Annotated in this window: 25 protein-coding genes; 12 read left to right on the top strand and 13 right to left on the bottom strand. The window is 42.5% G+C overall.

Annotation, left to right across the window (positions count from 1 at the left end):
• Positions 1-45 precede the first annotated feature (45 nt).
• A complete protein-coding gene (locus FTU00_RS08650; protein WP_180179545.1) occupies positions 46-915 on the bottom strand; it encodes an alpha/beta fold hydrolase in 870 nt (289 codons plus the stop codon).
• A gap of 117 nt (positions 916-1032) precedes the next feature.
• Between FTU00_RS08650 and FTU00_RS08645 the strand changes: the two genes are divergently transcribed.
• Positions 1033-1491: a hypothetical protein gene (locus FTU00_RS08645; RefSeq protein WP_180070208.1), complete on the top strand. Its 459-nt coding sequence runs from the start codon at positions 1033-1035 to the stop codon at positions 1489-1491.
• 108 nt (positions 1492-1599) lie between these two features.
• On the opposite strand, the gene FTU00_RS08640 is transcribed toward FTU00_RS08645, so the two are convergent.
• Complete coding sequence (locus FTU00_RS08640; protein WP_004783783.1) at positions 1600-1815, bottom strand: hypothetical protein; 216 nt, start codon at positions 1813-1815, stop codon at positions 1600-1602.
• A gap of 590 nt (positions 1816-2405) precedes the next feature.
• Positions 2406-3692, bottom strand: coding sequence for a branched-chain amino acid transport system II carrier protein (gene brnQ, locus FTU00_RS08635; protein WP_180179544.1), 1287 nt, complete (start codon positions 3690-3692; stop codon positions 2406-2408).
• Positions 3693-4044: 352 nt separating this feature from the next.
• Between brnQ and map the strand changes: the two genes are divergently transcribed.
• Positions 4045-4839 (top strand): type I methionyl aminopeptidase, encoded by a 795-nt coding sequence (map, locus tag FTU00_RS08630; RefSeq protein WP_180003723.1) that lies wholly within the window; start codon positions 4045-4047, stop codon positions 4837-4839.
• 294 nt (positions 4840-5133) lie between these two features.
• On the opposite strand, the gene FTU00_RS08625 is transcribed toward map, so the two are convergent.
• The 4 genes from FTU00_RS08625 to FTU00_RS08610 form a co-directional block, all read right to left on the bottom strand.
• Positions 5134-6033 (bottom strand): LysR substrate-binding domain-containing protein, encoded by a 900-nt coding sequence (locus FTU00_RS08625; protein WP_180179543.1) that lies wholly within the window; start codon positions 6031-6033, stop codon positions 5134-5136.
• 87 nt (positions 6034-6120) lie between these two features.
• Positions 6121-6825, bottom strand: coding sequence for a Sir2 family NAD-dependent protein deacetylase (locus FTU00_RS08620; protein WP_180179542.1), 705 nt, complete (start codon positions 6823-6825; stop codon positions 6121-6123).
• A 19-nt stretch (positions 6826-6844) separates the two neighbouring features.
• Complete coding sequence (locus tag FTU00_RS08615) at positions 6845-7777, bottom strand: alpha/beta fold hydrolase (RefSeq protein WP_180179541.1); 933 nt, start codon at positions 7775-7777, stop codon at positions 6845-6847.
• Between the two features lie 14 nt (positions 7778-7791).
• Entirely contained in the window at positions 7792-8340 is a 549-nt protein-coding gene (locus tag FTU00_RS08610; protein WP_180179540.1) for a PadR family transcriptional regulator, read from the bottom strand.
• A 166-nt stretch (positions 8341-8506) separates the two neighbouring features.
• Between FTU00_RS08610 and FTU00_RS08605 the strand changes: the two genes are divergently transcribed.
• The 3 genes from FTU00_RS08605 (at position 8507) to FTU00_RS08595 (ending at position 12306) form a co-directional block, all read left to right on the top strand.
• On the top strand, positions 8507-10531 hold the full coding sequence (locus tag FTU00_RS08605; protein WP_180179539.1) for an NADPH-dependent 2,4-dienoyl-CoA reductase: 2025 nt from the start codon (positions 8507-8509) through the stop codon (positions 10529-10531).
• Positions 10532-10719: 188 nt separating this feature from the next.
• Positions 10720-11130 carry a nuclear transport factor 2 family protein gene (locus FTU00_RS08600; RefSeq protein ID WP_180179538.1) on the top strand — a complete coding sequence of 137 codons (411 nt, stop codon included), beginning with the start codon at positions 10720-10722 and terminating at the stop codon, positions 11128-11130.
• Positions 11131-11199: 69 nt separating this feature from the next.
• Positions 11200-12306, top strand: a complete 1107-nt coding sequence (locus FTU00_RS08595) for a YheT family hydrolase (protein ID WP_180054053.1) — start codon at positions 11200-11202, stop codon at positions 12304-12306.
• Between the two features lie 61 nt (positions 12307-12367).
• On the opposite strand, the gene FTU00_RS08590 is transcribed toward FTU00_RS08595, so the two are convergent.
• Positions 12368-12823 carry a hypothetical protein gene (locus FTU00_RS08590; RefSeq protein WP_218951781.1) on the bottom strand — a complete coding sequence of 152 codons (456 nt, stop codon included), beginning with the start codon at positions 12821-12823 and terminating at the stop codon, positions 12368-12370.
• Positions 12824-13051: 228 nt separating this feature from the next.
• Between FTU00_RS08590 and FTU00_RS08585 the strand changes: the two genes are divergently transcribed.
• The 7 genes from FTU00_RS08585 (at position 13052) to FTU00_RS15585 (ending at position 19731) form a co-directional block, all read left to right on the top strand.
• A complete protein-coding gene (locus tag FTU00_RS08585) occupies positions 13052-14692 on the top strand; it encodes a CTP synthase (protein ID WP_104426986.1) in 1641 nt (546 codons plus the stop codon).
• 31 nt (positions 14693-14723) lie between these two features.
• A complete protein-coding gene (gene kdsA / locus FTU00_RS08580; protein WP_004783756.1) occupies positions 14724-15581 on the top strand; it encodes a 3-deoxy-8-phosphooctulonate synthase in 858 nt (285 codons plus the stop codon).
• 44 nt (positions 15582-15625) lie between these two features.
• Positions 15626-16915 carry a phosphopyruvate hydratase gene (gene eno / locus FTU00_RS08575; protein ID WP_180179536.1) on the top strand — a complete coding sequence of 430 codons (1290 nt, stop codon included), beginning with the start codon at positions 15626-15628 and terminating at the stop codon, positions 16913-16915.
• Between the two features lie 7 nt (positions 16916-16922).
• Positions 16923-17312 (top strand): septum formation initiator family protein, encoded by a 390-nt coding sequence (locus tag FTU00_RS08570; protein ID WP_373684944.1) that lies wholly within the window; start codon positions 16923-16925, stop codon positions 17310-17312.
• Complete coding sequence (ispD, locus tag FTU00_RS08565; protein ID WP_180179535.1) at positions 17281-17994, top strand: 2-C-methyl-D-erythritol 4-phosphate cytidylyltransferase; 714 nt, start codon at positions 17281-17283, stop codon at positions 17992-17994. Before FTU00_RS08570 ends, ispD begins: the two co-directional genes overlap by 32 nt.
• A gap of 100 nt (positions 17995-18094) precedes the next feature.
• Positions 18095-19234, top strand: coding sequence for a rod shape-determining protein RodA (gene rodA / locus FTU00_RS08560; RefSeq protein ID WP_125279132.1), 1140 nt, complete (start codon positions 18095-18097; stop codon positions 19232-19234).
• A 137-nt stretch (positions 19235-19371) separates the two neighbouring features.
• The gene (locus FTU00_RS15585) at positions 19372-19731 is read left to right on the top strand and encodes a hypothetical protein (protein ID WP_227607366.1); all 360 of its coding nucleotides are present in this window, start codon (positions 19372-19374) and stop codon (positions 19729-19731) included.
• Positions 19732-19779: 48 nt separating this feature from the next.
• On the opposite strand, the gene FTU00_RS08550 is transcribed toward FTU00_RS15585, so the two are convergent.
• From FTU00_RS08550 to cydP, 5 genes are read right to left on the bottom strand one after another with little or no spacing between them, the layout of a single operon-like run.
• Positions 19780-20082: a cyd operon YbgE family protein gene (locus tag FTU00_RS08550; protein ID WP_159123153.1), complete on the bottom strand. Its 303-nt coding sequence runs from the start codon at positions 20080-20082 to the stop codon at positions 19780-19782.
• Between the two features lie 3 nt (positions 20083-20085).
• The gene (gene cydX, locus FTU00_RS08545) at positions 20086-20187 is read right to left on the bottom strand and encodes a cytochrome bd-I oxidase subunit CydX (protein WP_004783742.1); all 102 of its coding nucleotides are present in this window, start codon (positions 20185-20187) and stop codon (positions 20086-20088) included.
• Between the two features lie 24 nt (positions 20188-20211).
• Complete coding sequence (gene cydB, locus FTU00_RS08540) at positions 20212-21357, bottom strand: cytochrome d ubiquinol oxidase subunit II (RefSeq protein ID WP_180003736.1); 1146 nt, start codon at positions 21355-21357, stop codon at positions 20212-20214.
• Complete coding sequence (locus FTU00_RS08535) at positions 21354-22940, bottom strand: cytochrome ubiquinol oxidase subunit I (RefSeq protein WP_125279135.1); 1587 nt, start codon at positions 22938-22940, stop codon at positions 21354-21356. The genes cydB and FTU00_RS08535 overlap by 4 nt, the downstream gene beginning before the upstream one ends.
• The gene (cydP, locus tag FTU00_RS08530) at positions 22940-23131 is read right to left on the bottom strand and encodes a cytochrome oxidase putative small subunit CydP (RefSeq protein ID WP_004783737.1); all 192 of its coding nucleotides are present in this window, start codon (positions 23129-23131) and stop codon (positions 22940-22942) included. Before cydP ends, FTU00_RS08535 begins: the two co-directional genes overlap by 1 nt.
• Positions 23132-23528: the final 397 nt, after the last annotated feature.

Genomic DNA, 23528 nt, shown 5'->3' with positions numbered 1-23528 from the left:
CGGGTTACAGGCCTGATGGTATCAAAATACAAAAATGAAAAAGAGTTAAATCGCTGTGATTTCCTGTTCAATCACCGGCCATAAATTCTGGTGGCTACGTTTAAACATTAGCATATGTCCAATGGCTTTATGTCCAAAAGCGGAGGGCTTGAGTTCTTTATGACTGGCATTTGCATTTGGATATAAACGGATCAAATCTTTGACATTGGCTTCGGTGGCAATTTCATCATCCGTACTCCATAGCACTGTAATCGGGCAGGTGATTTGCTCATGATGATCTTCGGTTTTTGGCACAGTCTTACCAATGGCATTAATGACATAACCCGGCTTACTACAGAACTGTGCCCATTGTTTTGCCACATCTTTCGGCAGATTTTCACCCATACCAATTTTGCTGGTTGGGCCATAACCCAGAGTAAAGCGTGATAGAGGAAAGATCACATCAAACATGACAGGAGCGAGTAGTTTGGTTCGACCTTTTAAGCCTTTGACATGACCAGTTGAACCAGAAACAGCGACGACTTTCGCTACTTTGTCATAGTTTGGCACGATACCGAGTAACTGACCGCCAGCACTATGGCCAAGTAAGATGACCTTTGCTGCCTGAGTTTTAGCTAATAGCGCATCTATCGCAGCCGGAATGTCCAGTTGTCCCCATTGCACAATACTGGCTTTAGACTGCTTAACCGAACCTTTTAAAGATTCCCCAATACCTCGAAAATCAAATACCATTACGGCATAACCCTGAGCTTGCAGCCAACAGCTAAAAATATGATAAAACTGTTTGGTAATGGCAGTCGCAGGACAAATTAATATGGGAGATTTCTTACTTTCAGTCTCAGTGACTGGATAAAAACGTGCACTTAATTGATAGCCATCCTGGCACTTTAGAGTCAATGTTTCGAATTCAGACATGGGCTACACTATATTTTTGAATCAGAATGAATGCTTAAATTTACCTGACTTCTTCAAAGAAACTTGTTAAAACAATGACTAAAAAGTCAGTACGATGATAAAAAACGGAATGAAAATATGCAGGGAATCGAACTTGATCTGGCAGTAAAGATCGCGATTATTTTTAGTGGAATATTCTTATGGATGGGGATGTTAACCGGGGTATGGAAATATTGGCAAATCCGCCAGTCTGTCAATTCACGGGCGCATTATTATGTGGATATTGCGCATCGCAGCAGTCTGCTTTATGCCCCTGCGACATTGATTCTGGCGGTATTGGCTTATTATTCAGCACTATCTTCGCAGATTAATTTGATCTGTGTATTGATCAATGTTCTCTTTTTCAGTTTCTCGATTGGCGCTTATATCTTGCATGGGTTTTTGAAAGACACCACTAATCAGTTTAAGCGACCGTATCAACTGGGTAAATTTCAGTTGCCGGGCGTGCTTATGACTTTGGCAATGGTCAGTTTGATTATTGCGGAATTGGGAGGGACAAGTGTGCTTCTTTATGGGGCGGCGGTTGGATTATTCTAATTTTTTAATAGTTGATTTTATTTTTTGAGCTTTAAGCTCAATTTATTTCTTTTCTGCCAGATGGATGACTGGCCAGATCATCCACTGGGGTATAAATTTATTAATAAATTATCGGTATTTCTGGTCGATCACAGCCCATAAGAAAAAGGCTGCCGAGACAATCAAGGCATAACCGACGTACTCAAATTTTAAATTGCCTTGAATTAAACAATGCACAATCAAGGTCAGCATAAGCGCAACCGTGGTGCTCAAGAAAGTCACCAGATTGGTATTTGCCTTAAGAGCGTCAATGAAGACTTGCTTTTTGAAATGTACTGATAACATCTCCATCCCTCCCGTTTATTTGTATTATTGAAGAGTAAATCTTATTGATTTAGTCTGAATTGAATATACAGTTGTACTTCTTAATTTCAACCTTTGCAACTATTTAAGTGAACTTTAACAGTTAAAAAAGGCCTTCTTTAGTCGTATTACTGTACTTATCAATGATTGCATCCGAATCATCATCTTAAACATTTCAGCGAGGGCAGTTCGACTGAAGTGTGCAAGCGATCATTCATTGCTACTAGAGAAAAGCAAATTCTACGCCAAAGATTTGTAGAGATAATCCAGAGAATGTAAGTCTATGTAGAATGATGAGAGTTAGTTGGTTTAATCAGGAAACAATATGTTTAAAAAACAGTAAAATAGAGAGTTGTATTGATCTTCTGCTAAAGAATGAAAATGGAAGTAAGAAAGAAGCTAATTAAAATAATTGATAAAAGTCTATAAAGCTTTCTAAAATACAATCTGGCTGTGATCATGATTAGAGGAGGTAAACAATAAATGCCGGTTTGGGTAAAACCTGACAGTTATTGATCACGCTAAAACCGGATTTTGGGTAAAAATACGATTTTTATGACCTCTTAGAAAGATTAATTTCTGATGCGGTCAATCACAGCGGCAATGACAAGAACAATAAGAGATGGAATCAGCCATGCCATATTTTGTTCAGAAAGCGGTAAGTTCTGTAGCAATTCAGGTAATTCAAGGCCAGCAACTTTTAGACCATCAAAAATACCAAAAATAAATGCAACCAGTGTGGTCGGTGCAACAACTTGAGCAGGTTTTCTAAAGAAATGACCGCAGAAGCTTAGCAGGATCACTGCAATCGCAGGCGGATAAATCGCGCTCAATACAGGCACAGAAACGGCAATTAGTTTGGTCAAACCAAGATTTGAAATCACCAGCGAGAAGCCGACCAGTACAAAGACAAAGGCTTTATAAGGCAGTTTGGTAATAGAGGAGAAGTATTCAGCACATGCACAGGTTAAGCCAATCGCAGTCACCATGCAGGCAACAAAGATCATGGTGGCAAGGAAATAAGCACCCATATCACCAAAAGCATGTTGTACATAGGCATGCAGAATAATCGCACCATTGGCAGCATTAGGGGCAACATCATGACTACCTAAGCCTAGTTTAAACAGGCTGAGATACACCAGCGTCAAACCGATACCTGAAATAATCGCTGCATTGACTGCATATTTGGTAATCAGCTTGCGATCCGTTACGCCACGAGAGGTTATTGCACGCACAATCACAATACCAAAGACCAATGCGCCTAAGGTATCCATGGTCAGATAACCATTAACGATGCCTTCAGTGACCGGGCTTGTAACATAGTTACCCACTGCAGCAGGTGGTTTGCCGGCAGGAATCAATACTGCAGCACCGCCTAAAATGATCAACGCGATAATTTTTACTGGGGACAGGAAGTAACCAACCGTATCCAGAATCTTATTTGGATAAAGGGAAACTAAAGTCACTACAGCAAAATAGATCACACTATAGATCAGCAGGTTGCTAGGTGCATTGCCAAAGTATGAAGAGAAGCCGATTTCATAAGAAACGGTTGCAGTACGCGGTGTCGCGAATAAAGGCCCAACCGTCAGATAACAGACCACAGTCAATAATAGACTGGCAGCTTTACCTAATGGAGAACTTAAGATCTGGATTGAACCTTCAACACGTGACAATGCCACGATGGTGATGACAGGTAGGCCAACTGCCGTAATCAGGAAACCTAGGGCAGCTAACCATACATGCTCACCGGCTTGTTGAGCCACAATCGGTGGAAAGATAATGTTGCCCGCACCAATAAAAAGTGCAAAGGTCATAAAACCTAAGGCCACAATATCTCTTGTACGGAGACTTGTCATAGAGGGAGAACAAATAAATAAAAGAAAGCGATTTTAGTGTATATATGATGATTTTTGGAGTTTAATTTAATGCTGAAAGCCTTGATTTTACTGATCTTGACGATCGGATAATGTGAACTTTAAAAGCTTGGTAGAAATATATCTTTGATATTCAGTTGAAAAAATTATAATTTATTTTTAAATAAATAAATCATTTAGGCTCCATTTCATCATTTTAAGCTTATTGTTTGTATAAATAAGCAGCATTGAGATTCTCTAGAGCAAGTTTTAAGAATTGTCATGCAGAGCGAACAAATGCGCATCTTGGCTGAAAAAGGACTATAATTTCCCGATTCACCTTGAGGATAGATCCATGCGAGCTCCAGCGATTACTCTGAAAACCGAACAAGATATCGAAAAATTACGTATATCTGGGCGTTTGGCTGCACAGGTTTTGGAAATGATCGGGGAGCATGTCAAGCCGGGTGTCACAACTGAATATCTGGATGACATCTGTCATGATTTTATCGTCAATACACTAAAAGTGACGCCAGCTAATATTGGCTATTATGGTTATACCAAAACCACCTGTATTTCACCGAATGAAGTGGTTTGTCATGGTATTCCATCTCCGAATACGGTCTTGCAAGATGGCGATATTATTAATATTGACGTTGCGATCATTAAAGACGGTTATTTTGGCGATACCAGTCGAATGTATTATGTCGGTACACCAACTCCTGAAGCCAAACGTCTGGTCGAAACCACTTATGAAGCTATGGTTGCCGGGATTCATGCCGTTAAACCGGGCGCAACCCTAGGCGATATTGGTTATGCAATCCAGTCTGTTGCACAGCGTGAAGGCTACACCATTGTGCGTGAATATTGTGGTCATGGGATTGGTAAAATTTATCACGAACAGCCAAACATTCTGCATTACGGACAACCAGGTCAGGGCATCAAACTGGTACCCGGTATGGTCTTTACCATTGAGCCTATGGTCAACATGGGTAAAGCGCGTGTTAAAGAGTTGAAGGACGGCTGGACAGTCGTGACTGCAGATAAATCCTGGTCGGCTCAATGGGAACACATGGTAGTCGTGACTGAAACAGGTTTTGAACTGTTATCGCCGTGGCCAGAAGGCACTGGCGAATATCCGGAAATTTAAATTATTTTTCATGTTATGCATTGAAATACAGTAGCTTAAATAAATTACAGCATACGTGTTATTAATGACAAAAGCCTACAAAATACTACATGAAGAAGTGGTTTAACCAGCCAAATTCTCTTAATCTATTTATAGTTAGTTGATATTTGCTTTGTTAGATGTCTGATTGCTGTGTATTAGATTTGGCTTGGCGGTAGTAGTTTCCTTTCGTTCACTTCATGCTGTAGTGAATCGTTTTTATTAGCTCATTTTTCCCCAAGAATGAGCTATTTTTTTTGCCGGAAATATGTCTATTTATACAAGATGCAGATGCTCAACCAGATAATCAATAAATACTCTTACAGCTGGTAACAGACCACGACGGGAAGGATAAACCAGATGGAAAATTCCATGTGCCGTTTTCCAGTCTGAAAGTACCCGAACCAGTTCGCCCCGTTCTATATATTGCTGCACGACATTATCGGGCAATAAGGTAATACCACAGCCTGAAGCTGCCAGTTGTGCCAGCATATTCAGGTCTGATCCCATTACGGTCGGGTTGATCCGGATTTTCTTCTGTTGCTGCTGCTCATTCTGCAATATCAGGAACTGTTCAGTATGTTCCTCAACCATGCTTAAAATTTTATGTTCAGAGAGCTGTTCAGGTGTTTTAAGATCGCCAAATTCATTTAAATAGCCCTGACTGGCAAACAGATGCTGTTCAATTTTTTCAAACTGACGAATTACCAGATTCGGATCATCATCCAGGCTGGTCCGTACCCGTAAGGCCAGATCAAAACCTTCATTAATAATGTCCACACGTCGATTGGTGATCATCATCTGGACTTTAATTTCAGGATATTTTTTCAGGAAATCCGGCAGGATTTTTGCCATTTCATTCTGGGCAATGGAGACGGGCAGGCTGATTTTAATGGTACCACGCGGTTCAGTACTGAGATGATCCACCAGATCATGGGCGGCCTGTGCTGCACTGAGCATCACTTGTGCATGTCGATAGATATTCATGCCAATATCAGTGACTGCAAAATGGCGAGAACTACGCTGAATCAGGCGGACACCAAGGCGTTCTTCCAGATTATAAACACGGCGGCTGAGCTTGGATTTGGGAATATCGGTGGCACGTTCGGCTGCACTAAAGCCGCCATGTTCAACGACCTGCGCAAAACAGTAAAAATCATCCAGATCAGTCAGCATCGTTTAATTCCATTCCTGCAACAATAGGCTGATTAAAAAATGATTGTTGCATACTGTCAACTATAGAATACGAATTTTGAATGATGATTAGATCTTAGACTCAAGTAATTTAAGTAAGGTTTTCATGCCTTCTGTGGCTGTCTGGGAAATCTTGTGAAACTGAACTGGTAAATGCTGTTGATCTGCTTTGGGATCAATATAATAAGCTGTGCAGTGAGCTGTAATCTCATGGATTAAGCCAGCAACAGGATATACTTGCAGACTAGTTCCAATAACCACGAAAATGTCAGCATCCTGTACACAATCTTGTGCTTCTTCATAAGCAGGTACGGCTTCGCCAAACCAGACCACATGTGGACGTAGTGGATAGCCCTCCTTACAGAAGTGTTTAGTTAAATCTAATTTAGTCCCTTCAATCGGATAAAACTCGGTGGTGTACTGACAATTCGGGCCTGAGGTTTTGGCTAGGCGGATATTGCCATGCAGATGAATGACCTTGGAGCTTCCAGCACGTTCATGCAGATCATCAATATTCTGGGTAATCACATGGACATCAAAATCATCTTCAAGTTCGGCAATGAGTTGATGAGCTACATTTGGCTGTGCTTCCAGAATATTTTTACGTCGGGCATTATAAAAGCGTTGCACCAGTTCCGGATTTTTAGCCCAAGCTTCCGGTGTGGCCACTTCTTCTATACGATACTGTTCCCAAAGCCCATCACTATCACGGAAGGTGTTGATCCCACTTTCCGCACTCATGCCAGCACCTGAAAACACCACCAGTTTTTTCATGATTTCTTCTCCTGAATCTTTAGGCCGCTGATGAACTCGACTGTAAATTGTCTTTCAGAAAGATACCGAGCTCCTTGGCAAATTTGAGTGGTTCGGTCAGTAAGGGGGTATGGCCAGATTTTGTAAAAAGTACCTGTTTAGCCTGAGGCAGGCTTTGGGCAATTAGGCGCTGACCTTCCACAGGATAAAGTTTTGACTGCACACCGCTAAAGAAAGTTACTGGACAAGTAAGCTTCGTCAGAGCTTCACGATAATCTTCCTGATGATATAAATAATTATTGATGTACCACGTCATATAATCCACCCGGCTAGAAGGCAGGAGCAGGCTTTGCAGACGAGGTTGATTCATGATGAACTTAAATACTTTCAAACTGGCTGGACGATCATTTTGTAGCTGGATAAAGCGCAGCCATAATGCTGCAATCTGCTGACGTACTGCAGTATCCAGATCCCGAATGAGTTCAATATGCTGATGTTCTGCAAGTAGTGATGAAAGCTGCTGCAAAATTTCAATAAATTCCTGATGGCGTGGACCAAAAAGTCCAAATGCCCAGGCATCATCCACCGGAATCTTCGGTGTTTGATCAATATGCAAATAAGCTGCTATGTGTTTGGAAAAATCTCCATAGCACAAGCCATGCATGGTAGTGGTTGCGCCCATAGAGTAAGCAATTACAATGAATTGATCTAAATTGAGCTGCTGGATCACCGACTGAACATCAAGCCAGTGACTGGAAATCGCATCCAGGTCTTGCGGAATTTTGCAGTGACTAGACGCCCCAAAACCGCGCCATTCAGGAATGATAAAGCGGAAATTTTTCTGATGTGGATAGAGAAAAGCTGCCCATTGCCAGCTCAACATGCCCAGACCTGATAAGACTAGTACAGGTTGACCCTGACCGTATTCACGTACAAATAACTGTTCGCCATCTGCCATGGTATAGAAGGGCATGCATATCTCCGTATTTATAATTTTTCTACATCGAATTGTTTAAGTCTGGGAATAACCTGTTCCAGCCAGGCAATCCAGCCCAGTTCCTGATCAATACCCAGTTGCAGAATCATTTTATGAATATACAGGGTTCGGTCATTTTCGTCAGCTTGAGCAAAGTCTTTGGCGAAAATCTGCTGATAGGTTTTAAGCTTCTCTTTATGTATTTCTAGATGGCGTTCCAGTTCAGGTAAGGTGCTATTGCCGCCAAGCTGGGCTTCTGCACGCAGACGAACCATCAGTTCTTCCCGAAGCTGTGCAGGTGAACTATGTTCTAACATCCAGTTAGCCAGTTCTTCCCGGCCGAGCCGTTCTACCTGATAGGTTTTTTTACGGCTATGGGAATCTTCCTCTTCTATGGTCGAAATCCAGCCTTTTTGCAGCATGGCATTCAATTCACGATAGATCTGCTGATGGGTGGCATTCCAGAAGAAGCCCATGGAGCGGTCAAAACGGCGTGCCAGTTCAATGCCGGTGCTCGGTTTCTCAATCAGGCTGGTGAGTAAAACATGTGATAAAGACATAAACGTCTCAAAAAAGTGACTCGGGATTATTATGCAACATGTTGCATAAAAATCAATTCTGTACTATAAATTAGTGCAACAAGTTGCATAAGGCTGATGCTTGATGGAAGTAAATCAGTCAGCCTGAATAAAAATAGCCAGCACATCTGCACGCTAGGGAGTTGAAATGTCTAAATATCCGAATTTACTTGCCCCACTGGATCTGGGTTTTACCACGCTTAAAAACCGTGTCTTGATGGGCTCTATGCATGTGGGCTTAGAAGAAGCACCAGGTGGTTATAATCGGATGGCTGCCTTTTATGCAGAACGCGCCAAGGGTGGCGTAGCATTAATTGTGACAGGTGGTATCTCACCGAATGATCATGGCGTCACTTTTCAGGGCGGTTCCAAACTCGACACGATTGAAGAAGCTGAAAAGCATAAAATCATTACTCAAGCCGTGCATGAGGCTGGCGGGAAAATAGCCATGCAGATCCTGCATACCGGCCGTTACTCTTATCAGGCGGAAAATGTCGCGCCGTCTCCAATTCAGGCACCGATTAATCCAGTCAAACCGCATGCCTTAAGCTCTGCTGAAGTGCAGCAAACCATTGATGACTTTGCCAACTGTGCCAGACTGGCTCAATACGCCGGTTATGACGGTGTCGAAATCATGGGTTCAGAAGGTTACCTGATCAATGAGTTCATCGCAGCGCGTACCAATCATCGTGATGATGAATGGGGTGGTAGTTATGAAAACCGTATCCGTTTCCCGATTGAAATTGTACGCCGTACCCGTGAAATGGTCGGTGAGAATTTTATTATTATCTATCGTCTTTCCATGCTGGATCTGGTTGAAGGCGGTTCAACTCTAGAAGAAGTGATTCAACTCGCCAAAGCTATAGAGAAAGCGGGCGCGACGATTATTAATACCGGTATTGGCTGGCATGAAGCGCGTATTCCGACCATTGCTACCAAAGTGCCACGTGCGGCCTTTACTTGGGTTACGCGCAAGCTAAAAGGTCAGGTGAATATTCCTCTTATTACCTCTAACCGTATTAATACTCCGGAAATGGCAGAATATGTCCTGGCTACAGGCGATGCCGATATGGTGTCAATGGCACGTCCAATGCTGGCAGACTCTGAGTTTGTCTTAAAAGCAGAACAGGGCCGTAGTGATGAAATTAATACCTGTATCGGTTGTAATCAGGCCTGTCTGGATCATATTTTCTCGATGAAAATTGCTACCTGTCTGGTGAATCCACGCGCGTGTTATGAAACTGAACTGATTTTTAAAGAAACCAATGTAGCCAAAAATATTGCAGTGATTGGTGCAGGACCAGCAGGTTTAAGCTTTGCTATCTATGCAGCAGGTCGTGGTCATCATGTAACAGTATTTGAAGCTTCAGCGCAGATTGGTGGGCAATTTAATATCGCGAAGACCATTCCAGGTAAGGAAGAGTTTTATGAAACCTTGCGTTATTTCAAACGTCAGATTGAATTGCAACCCCGTATTCAATTGAAATTAAATTGCACCGCGACCTTTGATCAGCTGATTTCAGCCGAATTTGATGACATTGTGGTTGCCACTGGGGTGACACCGCGTCAGCTCGATATTCCTGGAATTGATCATCCTAAAGTGTTGTCTTATCTGGAGGTACTAAGAGAGCGTAAACCAGTCGGCCAGCGTGTAGCGATTATTGGTGCAGGTGGTATTGGCTTTGATACAGCCGAGCTGCTTAGTCATGGGACCGAAAGTGGTAGTGTCAATCCGGAAAAATTCTATGATGAATGGGGAATCGATACTAACTATGAAAATGTCGGTGGACTTAAGACAGCCAATGTAGAACAACCTGAACGTGAAATTTATTTATTGCAGCGTAAAGCAGCTTCTGTCGGTTCAAGTCTGGGTAAAACCACAGGCTGGATTCACCGTGCTGGCTTAAAGCATCGTAATGTCAAAATGATTGCTGGTGCAAGCTATGAAAAAATTGATGATCAAGGTCTGCATGTGATGGTAAATGATCAACCTGCAGTGTTAGACGTAGATAATGTCATTATCTGTGCTGGTCAGGAATCTTATACTGCCATGTTTGATGAACTGAAAGCTGCCGGTAAAAACGTGCATCTCATTGGTGGTGCGAAAGAAGCAGGTGAGCTGGATGCTAAACGTGCAATCCGTCAGGGTGCTGAATTGGCTGCGGTAATTTAATTGATAAAATTTAAAAGATGACAGTTTTTGCTTTCATGCGAAATTGTCATGAAAGAAAGTTGATTCGCAACATTCCCTCTCCTTTGTTAAAGGAGAGGGTTAGGGAGAGGATTCTATTCTGAAACAACAGAATCACCCTAAGTCCCCCTTTGCAAAAAGGGGGACTTTACAACAAAAAGGAAATAATAATGACACTACAAATAACCCAAACTGCAATCACGCGCTGGCATGAAATGTTGGAAACACGTGACATATCTATATTGAATGAACTCCTTGCGGACGATGTTGTATTCCGCTCGCCCGTGGCTTTTCAGCCTTATCCCGGGAAACAGGTTGTATTTTTTATCTTGACCAATGTGGTTCAGGTCTTTGAAAAATTTAGTTATCACCGCGAATTTCTTAGTGAAGATGGTAACAATGTTGTACTTGAGTTCTCCGCCAATGTCGGCGATAAGAAACTTAAGGGAATCGACATGATTCAGTTCAATGATGAAGGTCAGATCATTGATTTTGAAGTAATGATACGACCAAAATCTGGACTTGAAGCCTTAGCTATAGAAATGGGCCAGCGGATTCAGGCTTATCAGGCTAATACTTAATTTCCTAAAATTGATTCAAGTCGGCATGAAGTTTGTACATCACTGATAGAAAACTAGAGGGGAATACAGATGAAAATGTGGCTTAAAAAAATGAGTCAACTTTCAAGTGAATATCTGGACCGCTTTAGCGGAGCAGATCTTCCAACACTTTATTATAATCCGAATGGTTTATTTTCTGGTGTGATTGAACGTTTACCACTTTTAAAACAGAAATATCGTCCAACACCGTGGTTATCGAATGCGCATGCGCACATTCTATATCTGGACTTGATAAAAAAACGCACGATTAAGCTGCAATATGATGTGCTTGAGCAGCTGAATATGTCCGATGGCGGCATTACTGGCATTGCCTGGTATGGTTTAGATTTACCGCCAAGTACACCTACCATTGTGCTATTGCATACCATTACCGGCTCTCCGGAATCCATGCGGGAGCTGGTGCGTGACCTACATAAATATACAGGCTGGCGTGTTGCTCTGTGTTTGCGCCGTGGTCATGCTGACCTGCCAATGCCTGTGCCAAAAATGAACTTGTTTGGTTCAACCCAAGATCTGCGTGAACAGTTGCTCTATATTCAGGACAAGTTTCCTCAATCCGATCTCTATGGTGTGGGTTCCTCTGCAGGGACAGGATTGCTGGTTCGCTACTTGGGTGAAGAGGGCGAGCAGACCCCGCTCAAAGCAGCCTTTGCCTTATGCCCAGGCTATAATACCGAAACCGGTTTTGCCTATGTGCATCCGTTTTATAGCAAAGTGATGGCTAAAAAACTGATTAAACGTTTTATCCATCCTTATCAGGAAACCTGGCAGATTTATCCTTCATGGAAGCAATTGCTTGAGGTGAAAGACTTGTCTGAATTTGAACAGCGCTACTATGAGCTGGCAGGCTTTTCAGATTATGAAAGTTATACCAAGGCTACCAATCCGATTTATGTCTTTGAAAATGTCAAAATTCCATTGATGATTTTGAATTCGGAAGATGACCCGGTCTGTCATATCCAGAATCTGGAACCGTATAAGGATGTCATTCGAGCCATGCCAAATATTGTGGTCGTCACCACTAAAAAAGGTAGCCATTGTGGCTTTTATCAGGGCTTAATGCAGACAGAATCATGGGCCACTCGTCTGATGGCAGATTATTTACTGCAACTTTCCGATACTCTAACGGCAGCTTGAAAGAGATTTTTAAACCATAAAAAACCCAGCATAAGCTGGGTTTTTTTGATGAAGGATTATATTAGTTTTCAAGTGCTGGCATAGCAGCAGCAATTGCATCTGCAACTGCATCATCTTCAGACTTATTTGCAGAAGATGAGTTGTTTTTAGGAGCGGCTGGTGTTGCTGCAGGTTTTGCAGGCTGCTCAGTGCTTGAATTTGTTTCAGCTGCAGGCGCAGACTCTGATTGAGCAGGTTCCGGTTTTTTAACTTCACGGCGAATTTCAGTCGTAGTATTCGCAGTTTGTTCGCGCTGGATTTCAACAGTCGGTGCTGCTGGTGCTTCTTCAACCGGTTCAACTGGTGTTGATTCTAATGGTTCAACAGGCTCAAGTTGTACAGGTTCCGGAGCAACCACTTCAGATGCTGGAGTAACTTCGGTTTGTTCTTCTTCTTTAGGAGCTTCTTTTTTTACACAACCAGTCAGTGTAAGGCCAGTCAGGATCAGGGTACAGATTAAAAGTTTCTTCATCATCATTGCATCAAACAGAATAGTGTAGGGTGTGAATGTTCCTATTATAGCAGCAAAATGCAATATATAAATCATATGAACTTACTGTAATTTTTTTCAGGAATTGCTGTTAGAATAGTCAATTGTTTATTGTTCTTTGATTTGATGCGGATTGACTTTGCTTTATTGGTACAAGGTAAAGTAAAATTGCGCAACATTGCAGGCCGATTTAGGCTCGATTGTACGAGAAACCCAATGACCCATTTTATTTTCGTGACTGGTGGTGTTGTTTCATCACTAGGTAAAGGTATTTCAGCTGCTTCTGTTGCTGCACTTTTAGAAGCCCGTGGTTTAAAAGTGACCATGGTAAAAATGGATCCATACATTAATGTCGATCCAGGGACTATGAGCCCATTCCAGCACGGTGAAGTTTTTGTTACAGAAGACGGTGCTGAAACAGACTTAGACTTGGGTTACTACGAACGTTTCTTGCGTCGTGCGAAAATGACCAAACTGAATAACTTTACATCAGGCCGTGTTTACCAGGATGTTCTGAATAAAGAACGCCGTGGTGACTACCTGGGTGGTACTGTACAAGTTATTCCACACATTACTGACAACATCAAAGAACGTGTACTTCGCGCTGGCGAAGGTTATGACGTTGCGATCGTTGAGATCGGCGGTACTGTAGGTGACATTGAATCTCTCCCATTCATGGAATCTGTACGTCAGTTAATGGTTGAACTTGGTCATAAACGTACGATGCTGATGCACTTAACGTTACTCCCATACATTAAGTCTGCAGCAGAATTAAAAACTAAACCAACTCAACACTCAGTAAAAGAACTTCTGTCTATTGGTATTCAACCAGACATTTTGATCTGCCGTACTGAACATGATGTTGATGCAGATACGACGCGTAAAATTGCCTTGTTCACTAACGTAGAAGCGCGTGCAGTAGTCGTGTGTAAAGATGCACGTACGATCTACCAGATTCCACGTACTTTCTATGAACAGAACGTTGATGATCTCATCTGTGAACGTTTCGGCTATGACAATCTTCCAGAAGCAGACCTGTCTGACTGGGATAATGTGGTAGAAGCTTTACTGAACCCTGAATACACCGTTCGTGTGGCAATGGTTGGTAAATATGTTGAACTTCCAGATGCCTACAAGTCTGTGAACGAAGCACTTTTACATGCCGGTATTCAAAACCGCGTGAAAGTTCAGATCGACTATGTCAATGCTGAAGAGCTTGAAAGCCAAGATGTCAATGAAGTATTGAAAGATGCGGATGCAATCTTGGTTCCAGGTGGTTTCGGTGAACGTGGTACTGAAGGCAAAATGAAAGCAATTCGTTTTGCACGTGAAAACGGTGTGCCATTCCTGGGCATCTGTTTAGGTATGCAGCTTGCAGTGATCGAATATGCACGTAATGTGGCGGGTATCACTGATGCGACTTCAACAGAATTCAACCGTTCAACCAAATCTCCATTGATTGGTCTGATCACTGAATGGTTAGATGAGCGCGGTGAAGTTCAACAGCGTTCAGTAGATTCTGATCTTGGCGGTACCATGCGTCTAGGTGCACAGAAGTCTGAACTGGTACCGGGTACCAAGACTGCTGAAGTGTATGGTTCGGATGAAATTATCGAACGTCACCGTCACCGTTACGAGATGAACAACCGTTATATCCCAGTGCTGGAAGAAAAAGGCATGAAGATTTCTGGTTATTCTCCAGTGCAACACCTGGTAGAAACTGTTGAAATTCCTGCACATCCTTGGTTTATTGCAGTACAATTCCACCCGGAATTTACCAGCTCGCCACGTGATGGACATCCATTATTTGCCGGTTTCATTGATGCTGCGAAAAAACAGTACCAAAAAACTAAATAATGCGAGTTTAAGACACAACTAGGAAGTTTAAATGTCACAATTAAAACCACAAGAAATTGTACGTTTAGGCGATATACAAATGGCAAACCACTTGCCATTTGTACTATTCGGCGGCATGAACGTACTTGAGTCGAAAGACTTAGCTTTTGAAATTGCAGAGACTTATGTTGATATCTGCAAACGTTTAGATATTCCATATGTCTTTAAAGCAAGTTTTGACAAAGCCAACCGTTCAAGCCTGAACTCATTCCGTGGGCCTGGCCTGGAAAAAGGAATCGAGTGGTTAGCCGACATTAAAAAACATTTTAATGTGCCAATTATCACTGATGTACATGAGCCGTATCAGGCTGCTCCTGTGGCAGAAGTTGCTGACATTATCCAGCTACCTGCATTCTTAAGTCGTCAGACTGACCTGGTTGAAGCGATGGCAAAAACTGATGCCATTATCAACATCAAGAAAGCCCAGTTCCTTGCGCCGCACGAAATGCGTCATATTTTGCATAAGTGTTTAGAAGCAGGGAATGACAAATTGATTCTTTGTGAGCGTGGTTCAGCATTTGGTTACAACAACTTGGTTGTCGATATGCTGGGCTTTGACATCATGAAAGAAATGAATGTACCTGTGTTCTTTGATGTAACCCATGCTTTGCAAACTCCAGGCGGTCGTGCTGACTCTGCCGGTGGTCGTCGTGCGCAGATTACTACACTGGCGCGTGCCGGTATGGCAACAGGTCTTGCAGGTTTGTTCCTGGAAGCTCATCCAAATCCGGATGTGGCAAAATGTGATGGTCCTTGTGCCTTGCGTTTATCTCAACTAGAACCATTCCTGGCTCAATTAAAAGAGCTGGATACTCTAGTGAAAGGATTTGAAAAATTAGATACCCATTGATGCAGTTTTAAGCATCCTGTTATTAATCAACTGAGGAATTGTTCATGAGCCAAATCGTTGACATTCGTGCACGTGAAATTTTGGACTCTCGTGGTAACCCAACCATCGAAGCAGACGTAATCTTAGCATCTGGCGTAGTTGGCCGTGCATGTGCACCATCAGGTGCTTCAACTGGTTCTCGTGAAGCTCTAGAACTTCGTGATGGCGATAAAGCACGTTACTTGGGTAAAGGCGTTAAAACTGCGGTAAATAACGTCAATACTTTAATTCGTGATGCTTTACTTGGTAAGTCTGTGTTTGAACAAAAAGACATCGACAACACCATGATTGCGCTTGATGGTACTGAAAACAAAGAAAAATTAGGTGCTAACGCAACTTTAGCCGTGTCTTTGGCTGCTGCGCGCGCTGCTGCTGATGAAAAGAAAATTCCTCTTTTCCAATACATCGCAGACCTTCGTAACAACAGCATTTTAACCATGCCTGTACCAATGATGAACATCTTAAATGGTGGTTCACACGCAGACAACAACGTTGATATTCAAGAGTTCATGATTGAGCCAGTGGGCTTTACTTCATTCTCTGAAGCATTACGTGCTGGTGCAGAAATTTTCCACTCATTAAAATCTGTATTGAATCAAAAAGGTTTAAACACAGCAGTGGGTGATGAAGGTGGTTTTGCGCCAAACTTACGTTCTAACGAAGAAGCAATCACAGTTATTCTTGAAGCTATTGAGAAGACTGGCTACAAAGCGGGTTCTGACATCATGTTGGCGCTTGACTGTGCATCTTCAGAATTCTACAAAAATGGTCAGTACATTCTTGCAGGTGAAGGCAACAAAGCATTCACAAGCAACCAATTCTCTGACTATTTAGCTGGTCTTGTAAATCAATATCCAATTATCTCAATTGAAGATGGTTTAGATGAGTCTGATTGGGAAGGTTGGTCTTACCTCACTTCGATCTTAGGTGACAAGATTCAATTGGTCGGTGATGACTTGTTCGTTACTAACCCGAAAATCTTACAACGCGGTATCGATGAAAAAGTAGGTAACTCAATCCTGATCAAGTACAACCAAATTGGTACTTTGACTGAAACGCTTGATGCAATTTACCTTGCGAAAGCCAATGGTTACACAACTGTTATTTCACACCGTTCAGGTGAAACTGAAGATTCTACAATTGCGGATCTTGCAGTAGGTACAGCAGCAGGTCAAATCAAGACTGGTTCACTTTGCCGTTCTGACCGTGTAGCAAAATATAACCAATTACTTCGTATCGAAGAATTGACTCAAGCTGCATATCGCGGTAAAGCTGAGTTCAAAGGTTTGAACTAAGCGATTTATGTCAATGTTAAATGTATTCGACTCCTTGATGAGTAAAGTACTGTTGGGCCTTGCGATCGTTTTGATCGCAGGGTTTCAATATTTATACTGGTTCGGTGAGGGTGGTTATAATGACCATCAGGCATTGACCCAGAAAATTCAGCAACAAATAGAATTGAATGAAGAACTGAAAGAACGTAATCGCGTTCTGGCCGCAGAAGTTTATGATTTGAAGAATGGTATTGAAGCCATCGAAGAGCATGCCCGTCTCGATCTAGGTTTGATCAAGCCGCATGAAACCTTTGTGCAAATGAGCACTATTAGTACTCAATATAAACCGATTTATCTTAATCCGAATAAAGTAGACCTGAGAACCAATGAATCAGCTGATGTTCCAACAACACCATAAATTGTGGGTCATTTTACCAGCTGCAGGTTCCGGTAGCCGATTTTCCAAAACCGAACTTAAACAATACCAGATGATTCAGGAACGGACCGTTCTTGAACACACGGTTTCCCGTCTGAATCAATTGCCATTAGCAGGTTATGTCCTTGCGATTGGTGCACAGGATGATGTTGCCAAGACTCTGCCACTTTCTCATCTGGATAAAGCACATTTTTGCTTAGGCGGTGCAGAGCGCGTCAACTCTGTACTAAATGCCTTGGAATATTTATCTGAGATTGCTTCAGAAGAGGATTGGGTTTTGGTGCATGATGCAGCCCGTCCTTGTGTGAGTCAAAGCTCCCTGATTGATCTGGTCAATACAGCAATTCAAACTGATCAGGCGGCGATTCTGGCCATTCCGGTACGGGATACCTTAAAACGTGTCGTAAAGAATCATGATATTGAAACGACAGTAGATCGTTCAACTTTGTGGCAGGCGCAAACACCACAAATAGCGAAACTTGGAACCTTAGAACGTGCGATTCAGCAGGCACTCGCAGATGGTGTTACCATTACCGATGAAGCCAGTGCACTGGAACATATAGATGAACCCGTCCAAGTAGTACAAGGTCGCTCTGACAATATTAAAATTACCTATCCAGATGATCTGGAACTGGCCAAGCTGATTCTGGCTGCCCAGCGCTAAATATATTGCAATAAAAATGGAATAAATCAGTCAATGGCGATTTATTCCGGAGCACTTTAACTTATAATTTTGCCATCATGAATTTTCTACCCGTGGGCCAATGATCCCTTCACAGCAGTATCGTTTTTTGCGGCAGTCCGCACGCGATGGTCGTAGTATTAATCCCCAGAATGCCTCCCGATGGACCAAGTTGCACCTCGATCCATGGCTGCTTTGTTTCCTGATTTTAAATGCGATCTTGGGTCTGATGGTGGTTTACAGTGCCACCTCTGAAGATTCGGGGATGGTGATTCGTCAGGCGATCAGTTTTGGTGTGGGTTTTGTGGTAATGTTTATCTGTGCCCAAGTACCACCCAAGGTCTATCAGGCTGCCAGTCCATATTTTTATATGTTCGGTATCTTTATGCTGCTGCTGGTCTTTGTGATTGGTGAAAAGCGTCTTGGGGCAACCCGCTGGATTACGTTGCCGGGTGTGGGGAGTATGCAGCCGAGTGAGGTGATGAAGTTTGCCATGCCACTGATGATGGCCTGGTACTTTGCCCGTAAACCTTTCCCGCCAAAATTTCTAGATATTGTCGGCGCCTTGGTGATTTTAGGCGTACCTTTTGTACTGGTGGCATTACAACCCGATCTAAATATCGGTCTGGTGATTCCTGGAATCTTTGTACTGTTCCTGAGTGGCATGTCATGGCGTCTAATTGCTGGAGCCTTTGCTGCTTTGGCCGTTGCAGTGCCGCTACTGTGGATGTTCTTGTTGCAGGAATATCAAAAGAAACGGATTCTGACTTTATTCGATCCAGAATCGGATGCCTTGGGCGCAGGCTGGAACATTATCCAGTCCAAAATTGCCATCGGTTCGGGCGGGATTATGGGAAAAGGTTACTCACAAGGTACGCAGTCTCATCTAGGTTATTTACCTGAACATCATACCGACTTTATTATGTCGACTTATGCCGAAGAATTTGGTTTTATCGGGGTGTTTCTGCTATTCAGCCTGTTTACGGCCATTATTATTCGCTGTCTGATTATTGGCATGAATAGCTTTCATAATTTTGGCCGTTTGTATGCCGGTGCGATCGGACTGACTTTCTTTTTCTTCGTGTTTTTAAACTCAGGCATGGTCAGTGGGATTTTACCTGTAACGGGTGACCCTTTGCCATTGATGAGTTATGGGGGTACAGCTGTGATTTCCATGTTGGCAGGGATGGGTATTGTGATGTCAATTCATACTCATCGTTAGAAAATTCATTGAAGTAAGTTTTCAAAGCCAGACCTGTTCTGGCTTCTTTATTGCTCGTATTTATTAAAAGTAGCTTTATGCTATAAATATTCAATAACTTAGATAAATCGTATGTAATTTTTATTGTTGAGGGGAAAATGCATAAATTAATTATAGCCATTGGAATTTTGGGCTTATCTGTTTCAGCTTGGGCCAAACCACTGAGTCAGGCTGAATTTAAGGCGCAAACCAAACAAAAATATGATGAGTTAGAGCTAAAACTTGCCGTGTTGAACTCATCGGTAGACCGACGTGAGCATCCTGCACTTATGATTGCTAAAGCCTGTGAATATGCAACCGGTTTAAAGCAGTTAAAGTATCTATCAGAACAGAATCTGCATCTTGCGACAGCGCAGGATGAATTCCGGTTTGTGAGTACACTGGATAATCAGTTTACTCAATCCCTTCAGGATTTGGGAACTACCTATGAAACAGGCTGTGTTTCACAAAAGAAATAAAGAACAAAAAGCCCTCAAATGAGGGCTTTGTTTTTGGCTGTTTAATACCTAATTAAGAAACCAGGTGTAATAACCCCATAGCATTAACGGCCAAGCCAGAAACGGACTAAATAGCCATTTCCAGAACCAGTGCTGAGGGATAAAGCCAACCCCGTGAATAAAACCGCCTGAAATCCCGATCATGATAAACATCATGGCGCGGTGGCTATATTCTCCGTTGGCATCCAGCATCGCAGCAGGATGAACCAGCAACACCGCTGCGAGTGGAAAAGCCAATAGGCAAGAAATCACCATTGCAAAAGGGTTAGATTTTTTTTCTATCTTTACTTGTTCAACTGCAGCGTCTGTCATCTCTTATTTCTCATCCAGGTCTTGATGATTTTCAATATATAGTGCACTGAGTACACCAGCGAAACAGGCCATCAAAATGCCGAGAATCCATGCGAAATACCACATAATTTTATCTCCTAAGACACAGCCTTAGTACAGGCTGTGTGAATTCTCTTGAATATGTTTTTTGGTAATCACGCCCCACATCTTGTAGTAACACCAAGTGGTGTAGCACAGAATCAGTGGAACGAAGATGCATGCAGCCACAGTCATCACAGTTAAGGTATTTTGGCTGGAGACCGCATCCCACATGGTTAAGCTTGCAACCGGATTAATGCTTGAAGGCATCAGGAATGGGAACAGGGCAAAACCGGCAGTCAAAATTGCACCGATCACTGCTAAAGATGAACCCAGGAAGCTCAAACCTGCTTTGGCTTTAGATGCAGCCAATACCACAATGATGCCACCTAAAATACCTGCAACTGGTGCCAGTATCGTGATTGGATAAGTGCTGTAGTTGTTCATCCAGCCTGGGTTGGCATTGGTCAGTACTTCTTTTGCTAGTGGATTAGCGATACCGTTAGTTTCGTAAGGAGTCACTAGGGTATAACCCTGGATACCACCGAAATATAACCATGCACCGACTGCCAGGAAAGCTACCAGATAAACAATCCCCATGATTTTGGTTGCTTTGGCAGAACGTTCACGTAAATCGCCATCTGTACGTAGCATCAACCATGCACCACCGTGTGCACACAGCATAGATAAGCTGACAACACCACATACCAGTGCAAATGGATTGAGCAGGGCAAAGAAGCTGCCGCTATAAGTTGAACGTACAGTTTCATCTAGGGTGAATGGAACACCCAGGAACATATTGCCGAATGCGACACCGAAAACCAGTGCGGGCACAGCACCACCAACTGCCAGGCCCCAATCCCAGGCATTACGCCATTTGGTATTTTCCAGTTTGGAGCGATAGTCGAATCCTACTGGACGCAGGAATAAGGCAAACAGAACAAGCAGAAGTGCCCAGTACATACCAGAAAAGGCAGTTGCATAAACCATTGGCCAGGCAGCAAACAGGGCACCACCCGCAGTAATAAACCAGACCTGGTTACCATCCCAATGCGGGGCAATCGTATTGATTGCCGCACGACGTTCTTCATCATTCTGACCCACGAATGGCATGATCGCCATGGAGCCCATATCAAAGCCATCAGTCAGGGCGAAACCAATCAGCAAGACGCCAACCAGTACCCACCAGATTATTTTGAGTAATTCATATTCGATCATGCTTGAGCCTCCTCATTTGCCTTTTTTGCAGCTTCAAGTTTCTCGAAGTGGTATTTACCAGTATGTAGAGAACTTGGGCCAAGGCGTGAGAATTTAATCATTAAGTACATTTCAATGATCAGCAGTACAGTGTAGAACGCTGCTAATGCAATGATTGAACCCCATACATCGCCTGTGCTTAAGCTTGAAGTCGACAGGTGTGTAGGCAGAACCTCACCAATGGTCCAAGGTTGACGACCTACTTCAGCGACAAACCAGCCAGTTTGTGCCGCAATCCATGGAAGCGGCAGTGCAAATAATGCAAATTTTAATAACCAAGGTTTGTTTTCTGCATTGCGTTTAGCCACCGCAAAAGTCGCAAGAACAAACAGAACCAGCATCAGGAAGCCAGAAGCGACCATGGCACGAAATGCCCAGAACAGGCTTGGTACATGTGGAATAGTATCTTTTGCTGCTGCCTTAATTTGCTCGTCAGAAGCGTCTACAACATTTGCAGTGTATTTTTTCAGAAGCAGACCGTAGCCCAAATCTTTTTGAGTTTCTGCAAATGCAGCTTTCAGCTCAGGAGACTGATCGCCAGCACGTAGTTTTTCCAGTTGTTCATAAGCCACCATACCGTTTCGGATACGACCTTCATGTTCAACCAGCAGGTCTTTAATACCGGTAACAGGCGTATCTACAGAACGTGTAGCGATAATCCCCATAACATAAGGAATTTTCACAGCATAATCGGTAGACATGGTTTCTTTATTTGGGAAGCCAAATAAAGTAAATGCTGCAGGTGCTGGTTCAGTTTCCCATTCTGCTTCAATCGCAGCCAGTTTGGTTTTCTGTACATCACCAATTTCATAGCCAGACTCATCGCCCAGCAGTATCACAGAAAGAGTTGACGCTAAGCCGAAAATGGCAGCAATCGCAAATGAACGGCGTGCAAATGGCAAGTCACGTTTTTTCAGCATATAGTAACTTGAAATCGCCAGTACGAAGATGGCACCAGTCACATAACCTGCAGAAACAGTATGTACGAATTTAACCTGTGCAACCGGGTTAAAGATCAGTGCTGCAAAGTCCACCATTTCCATACGCATGGTTTCATAGTTAAATGCTGAACCAACCGGGTTTTGCATCCAGCCATTGGCAACCAGAATCCACAGTGCAGACATGTTAGATCCCAGTGCAACTAACCAGGTTACGCCCAGATGCTGTACTTTGGATAAACGGTCCCAACCGAAGAAGAATAAACCAATGAAAGTAGATTCAAGGAAGAAGGCCATCAAACCTTCAATAGCCAATGGTGCACCGAAAATATCACCCACATAATGCGAATAATATGCCCAGTTGGTTCCGAACTGGAACTCCATGGTCAAGCCTGTGGTTACCCCTAAGGCAAAGTTAATCCCGAACAGTTTTCCCCAAAACTTAGTCATGTCCTTGTAAATTTCTTTGCCGGAAATCACATAGGTGGTTTCCATAATGGCAAGCAGAAATGCCAGGCCTAAGGTCAGTGGAACAAAAATAAAGTGATACATCGCGGTCATAGCGAACTGGAACCGCGAAAGATCGACCACGCTTTCAGAAATCATCAACGTGTCTCCTTGATTTGGGAAGGATTGCCGGCGATACGCTCGGCGACTTGAGTGTCAAAATCTTTTGGAATAGTAGGCGCATCAAACCAAATATTTTTAATTACCAGAAGTAGAATGATCTTGATAATTAAAATCGCAGTAATCTCTCTTACTGTTTTTTGGTTTAAATTTTTAGAAACTAAGCTCATGTGAACAAGCCTATTATGTGGTTTGTTATATATTATTAATCGATTGTAACTAAAAAATAAATAGACCAAATAGTTTAAATAAATATATATTTATAAGTTATTGAAAATATTAATAATATTTAATTAAAAGTTTGATAATTATTCTAAATATTTGTGATTATTTTTTGTAACAATAGACTATTTAAATCTGATTAAAATGGTTGGAATTTATTTTTCAAGTATATTAATCCTGATTATTTTGCTGGGGTTTTTATTCAGTTTTTATTCTAATTAACCCGAATCGCGGATAAAAAATTGACTTGAAAAATAAGAGGACTAGAGCCATCAGTTGAGTTACCACACAAAACTTAAAACTCTAGTCCCGATGTTTAATAGTACCGAATTATTTTGCGTAATT

This window comes from Acinetobacter sp. YH12041, from assembly GCF_013419975.1.
Lineage (GTDB): Bacteria > Pseudomonadota > Gammaproteobacteria > Pseudomonadales > Moraxellaceae > Acinetobacter.
The sequence above is the reverse complement of the archived record's forward strand: the minus strand, read 5'-3'. Positions and strand labels throughout refer to the sequence as shown.

Coding starts and splice junctions, on each gene's coding strand:
- FTU00_RS08650 (WP_180179545.1), bottom strand. CDS start 915: ATGTCTGAATTCGAAACATTGACTCTAAAGTGCCAGGATGGCTATCAA.
- FTU00_RS08645 (WP_180070208.1), top strand. CDS start 1,033: ATGCAGGGAATCGAACTTGATCTGGCAGTAAAGATCGCGATTATTTTT.
- FTU00_RS08640 (WP_004783783.1), bottom strand. CDS start 1,815: ATGTTATCAGTACATTTCAAAAAGCAAGTCTTCATTGACGCTCTTAAG.
- brnQ (WP_180179544.1), bottom strand. CDS start 3,692: ATGACAAGTCTCCGTACAAGAGATATTGTGGCCTTAGGTTTTATGACC.
- map (WP_180003723.1), top strand. CDS start 4,045: ATGCGAGCTCCAGCGATTACTCTGAAAACCGAACAAGATATCGAAAAA.
- FTU00_RS08625 (WP_180179543.1), bottom strand. CDS start 6,033: ATGCTGACTGATCTGGATGATTTTTACTGTTTTGCGCAGGTCGTTGAA.
- FTU00_RS08620 (WP_180179542.1), bottom strand. CDS start 6,825: ATGAAAAAACTGGTGGTGTTTTCAGGTGCTGGCATGAGTGCGGAAAGT.
- FTU00_RS08615 (WP_180179541.1), bottom strand. CDS start 7,777: ATGCCCTTCTATACCATGGCAGATGGCGAACAGTTATTTGTACGTGAA.
- FTU00_RS08610 (WP_180179540.1), bottom strand. CDS start 8,340: ATGTCTTTATCACATGTTTTACTCACCAGCCTGATTGAGAAACCGAGC.
- FTU00_RS08605 (WP_180179539.1), top strand. CDS start 8,507: ATGTCTAAATATCCGAATTTACTTGCCCCACTGGATCTGGGTTTTACC.
- FTU00_RS08600 (WP_180179538.1), top strand. CDS start 10,720: ATGACACTACAAATAACCCAAACTGCAATCACGCGCTGGCATGAAATG.
- FTU00_RS08595 (WP_180054053.1), top strand. CDS start 11,200: ATGAAAATGTGGCTTAAAAAAATGAGTCAACTTTCAAGTGAATATCTG.
- FTU00_RS08590 (WP_218951781.1), bottom strand. CDS start 12,823: ATGATGATGAAGAAACTTTTAATCTGTACCCTGATCCTGACTGGCCTT.
- FTU00_RS08585 (WP_104426986.1), top strand. CDS start 13,052: ATGACCCATTTTATTTTCGTGACTGGTGGTGTTGTTTCATCACTAGGT.
- kdsA (WP_004783756.1), top strand. CDS start 14,724: ATGTCACAATTAAAACCACAAGAAATTGTACGTTTAGGCGATATACAA.
- eno (WP_180179536.1), top strand. CDS start 15,626: ATGAGCCAAATCGTTGACATTCGTGCACGTGAAATTTTGGACTCTCGT.
- FTU00_RS08570 (WP_373684944.1), top strand. CDS start 16,923: ATGTCAATGTTAAATGTATTCGACTCCTTGATGAGTAAAGTACTGTTG.
- ispD (WP_180179535.1), top strand. CDS start 17,281: ATGAATCAGCTGATGTTCCAACAACACCATAAATTGTGGGTCATTTTA.
- rodA (WP_125279132.1), top strand. CDS start 18,095: ATGATCCCTTCACAGCAGTATCGTTTTTTGCGGCAGTCCGCACGCGAT.
- FTU00_RS15585 (WP_227607366.1), top strand. CDS start 19,372: ATGCATAAATTAATTATAGCCATTGGAATTTTGGGCTTATCTGTTTCA.
- FTU00_RS08550 (WP_159123153.1), bottom strand. CDS start 20,082: ATGACAGACGCTGCAGTTGAACAAGTAAAGATAGAAAAAAAATCTAAC.
- cydX (WP_004783742.1), bottom strand. CDS start 20,187: ATGTGGTATTTCGCATGGATTCTCGGCATTTTGATGGCCTGTTTCGCT.
- cydB (WP_180003736.1), bottom strand. CDS start 21,357: ATGATCGAATATGAATTACTCAAAATAATCTGGTGGGTACTGGTTGGC.
- FTU00_RS08535 (WP_125279135.1), bottom strand. CDS start 22,940: ATGATTTCTGAAAGCGTGGTCGATCTTTCGCGGTTCCAGTTCGCTATG.
- cydP (WP_004783737.1), bottom strand. CDS start 23,131: ATGAGCTTAGTTTCTAAAAATTTAAACCAAAAAACAGTAAGAGAGATT.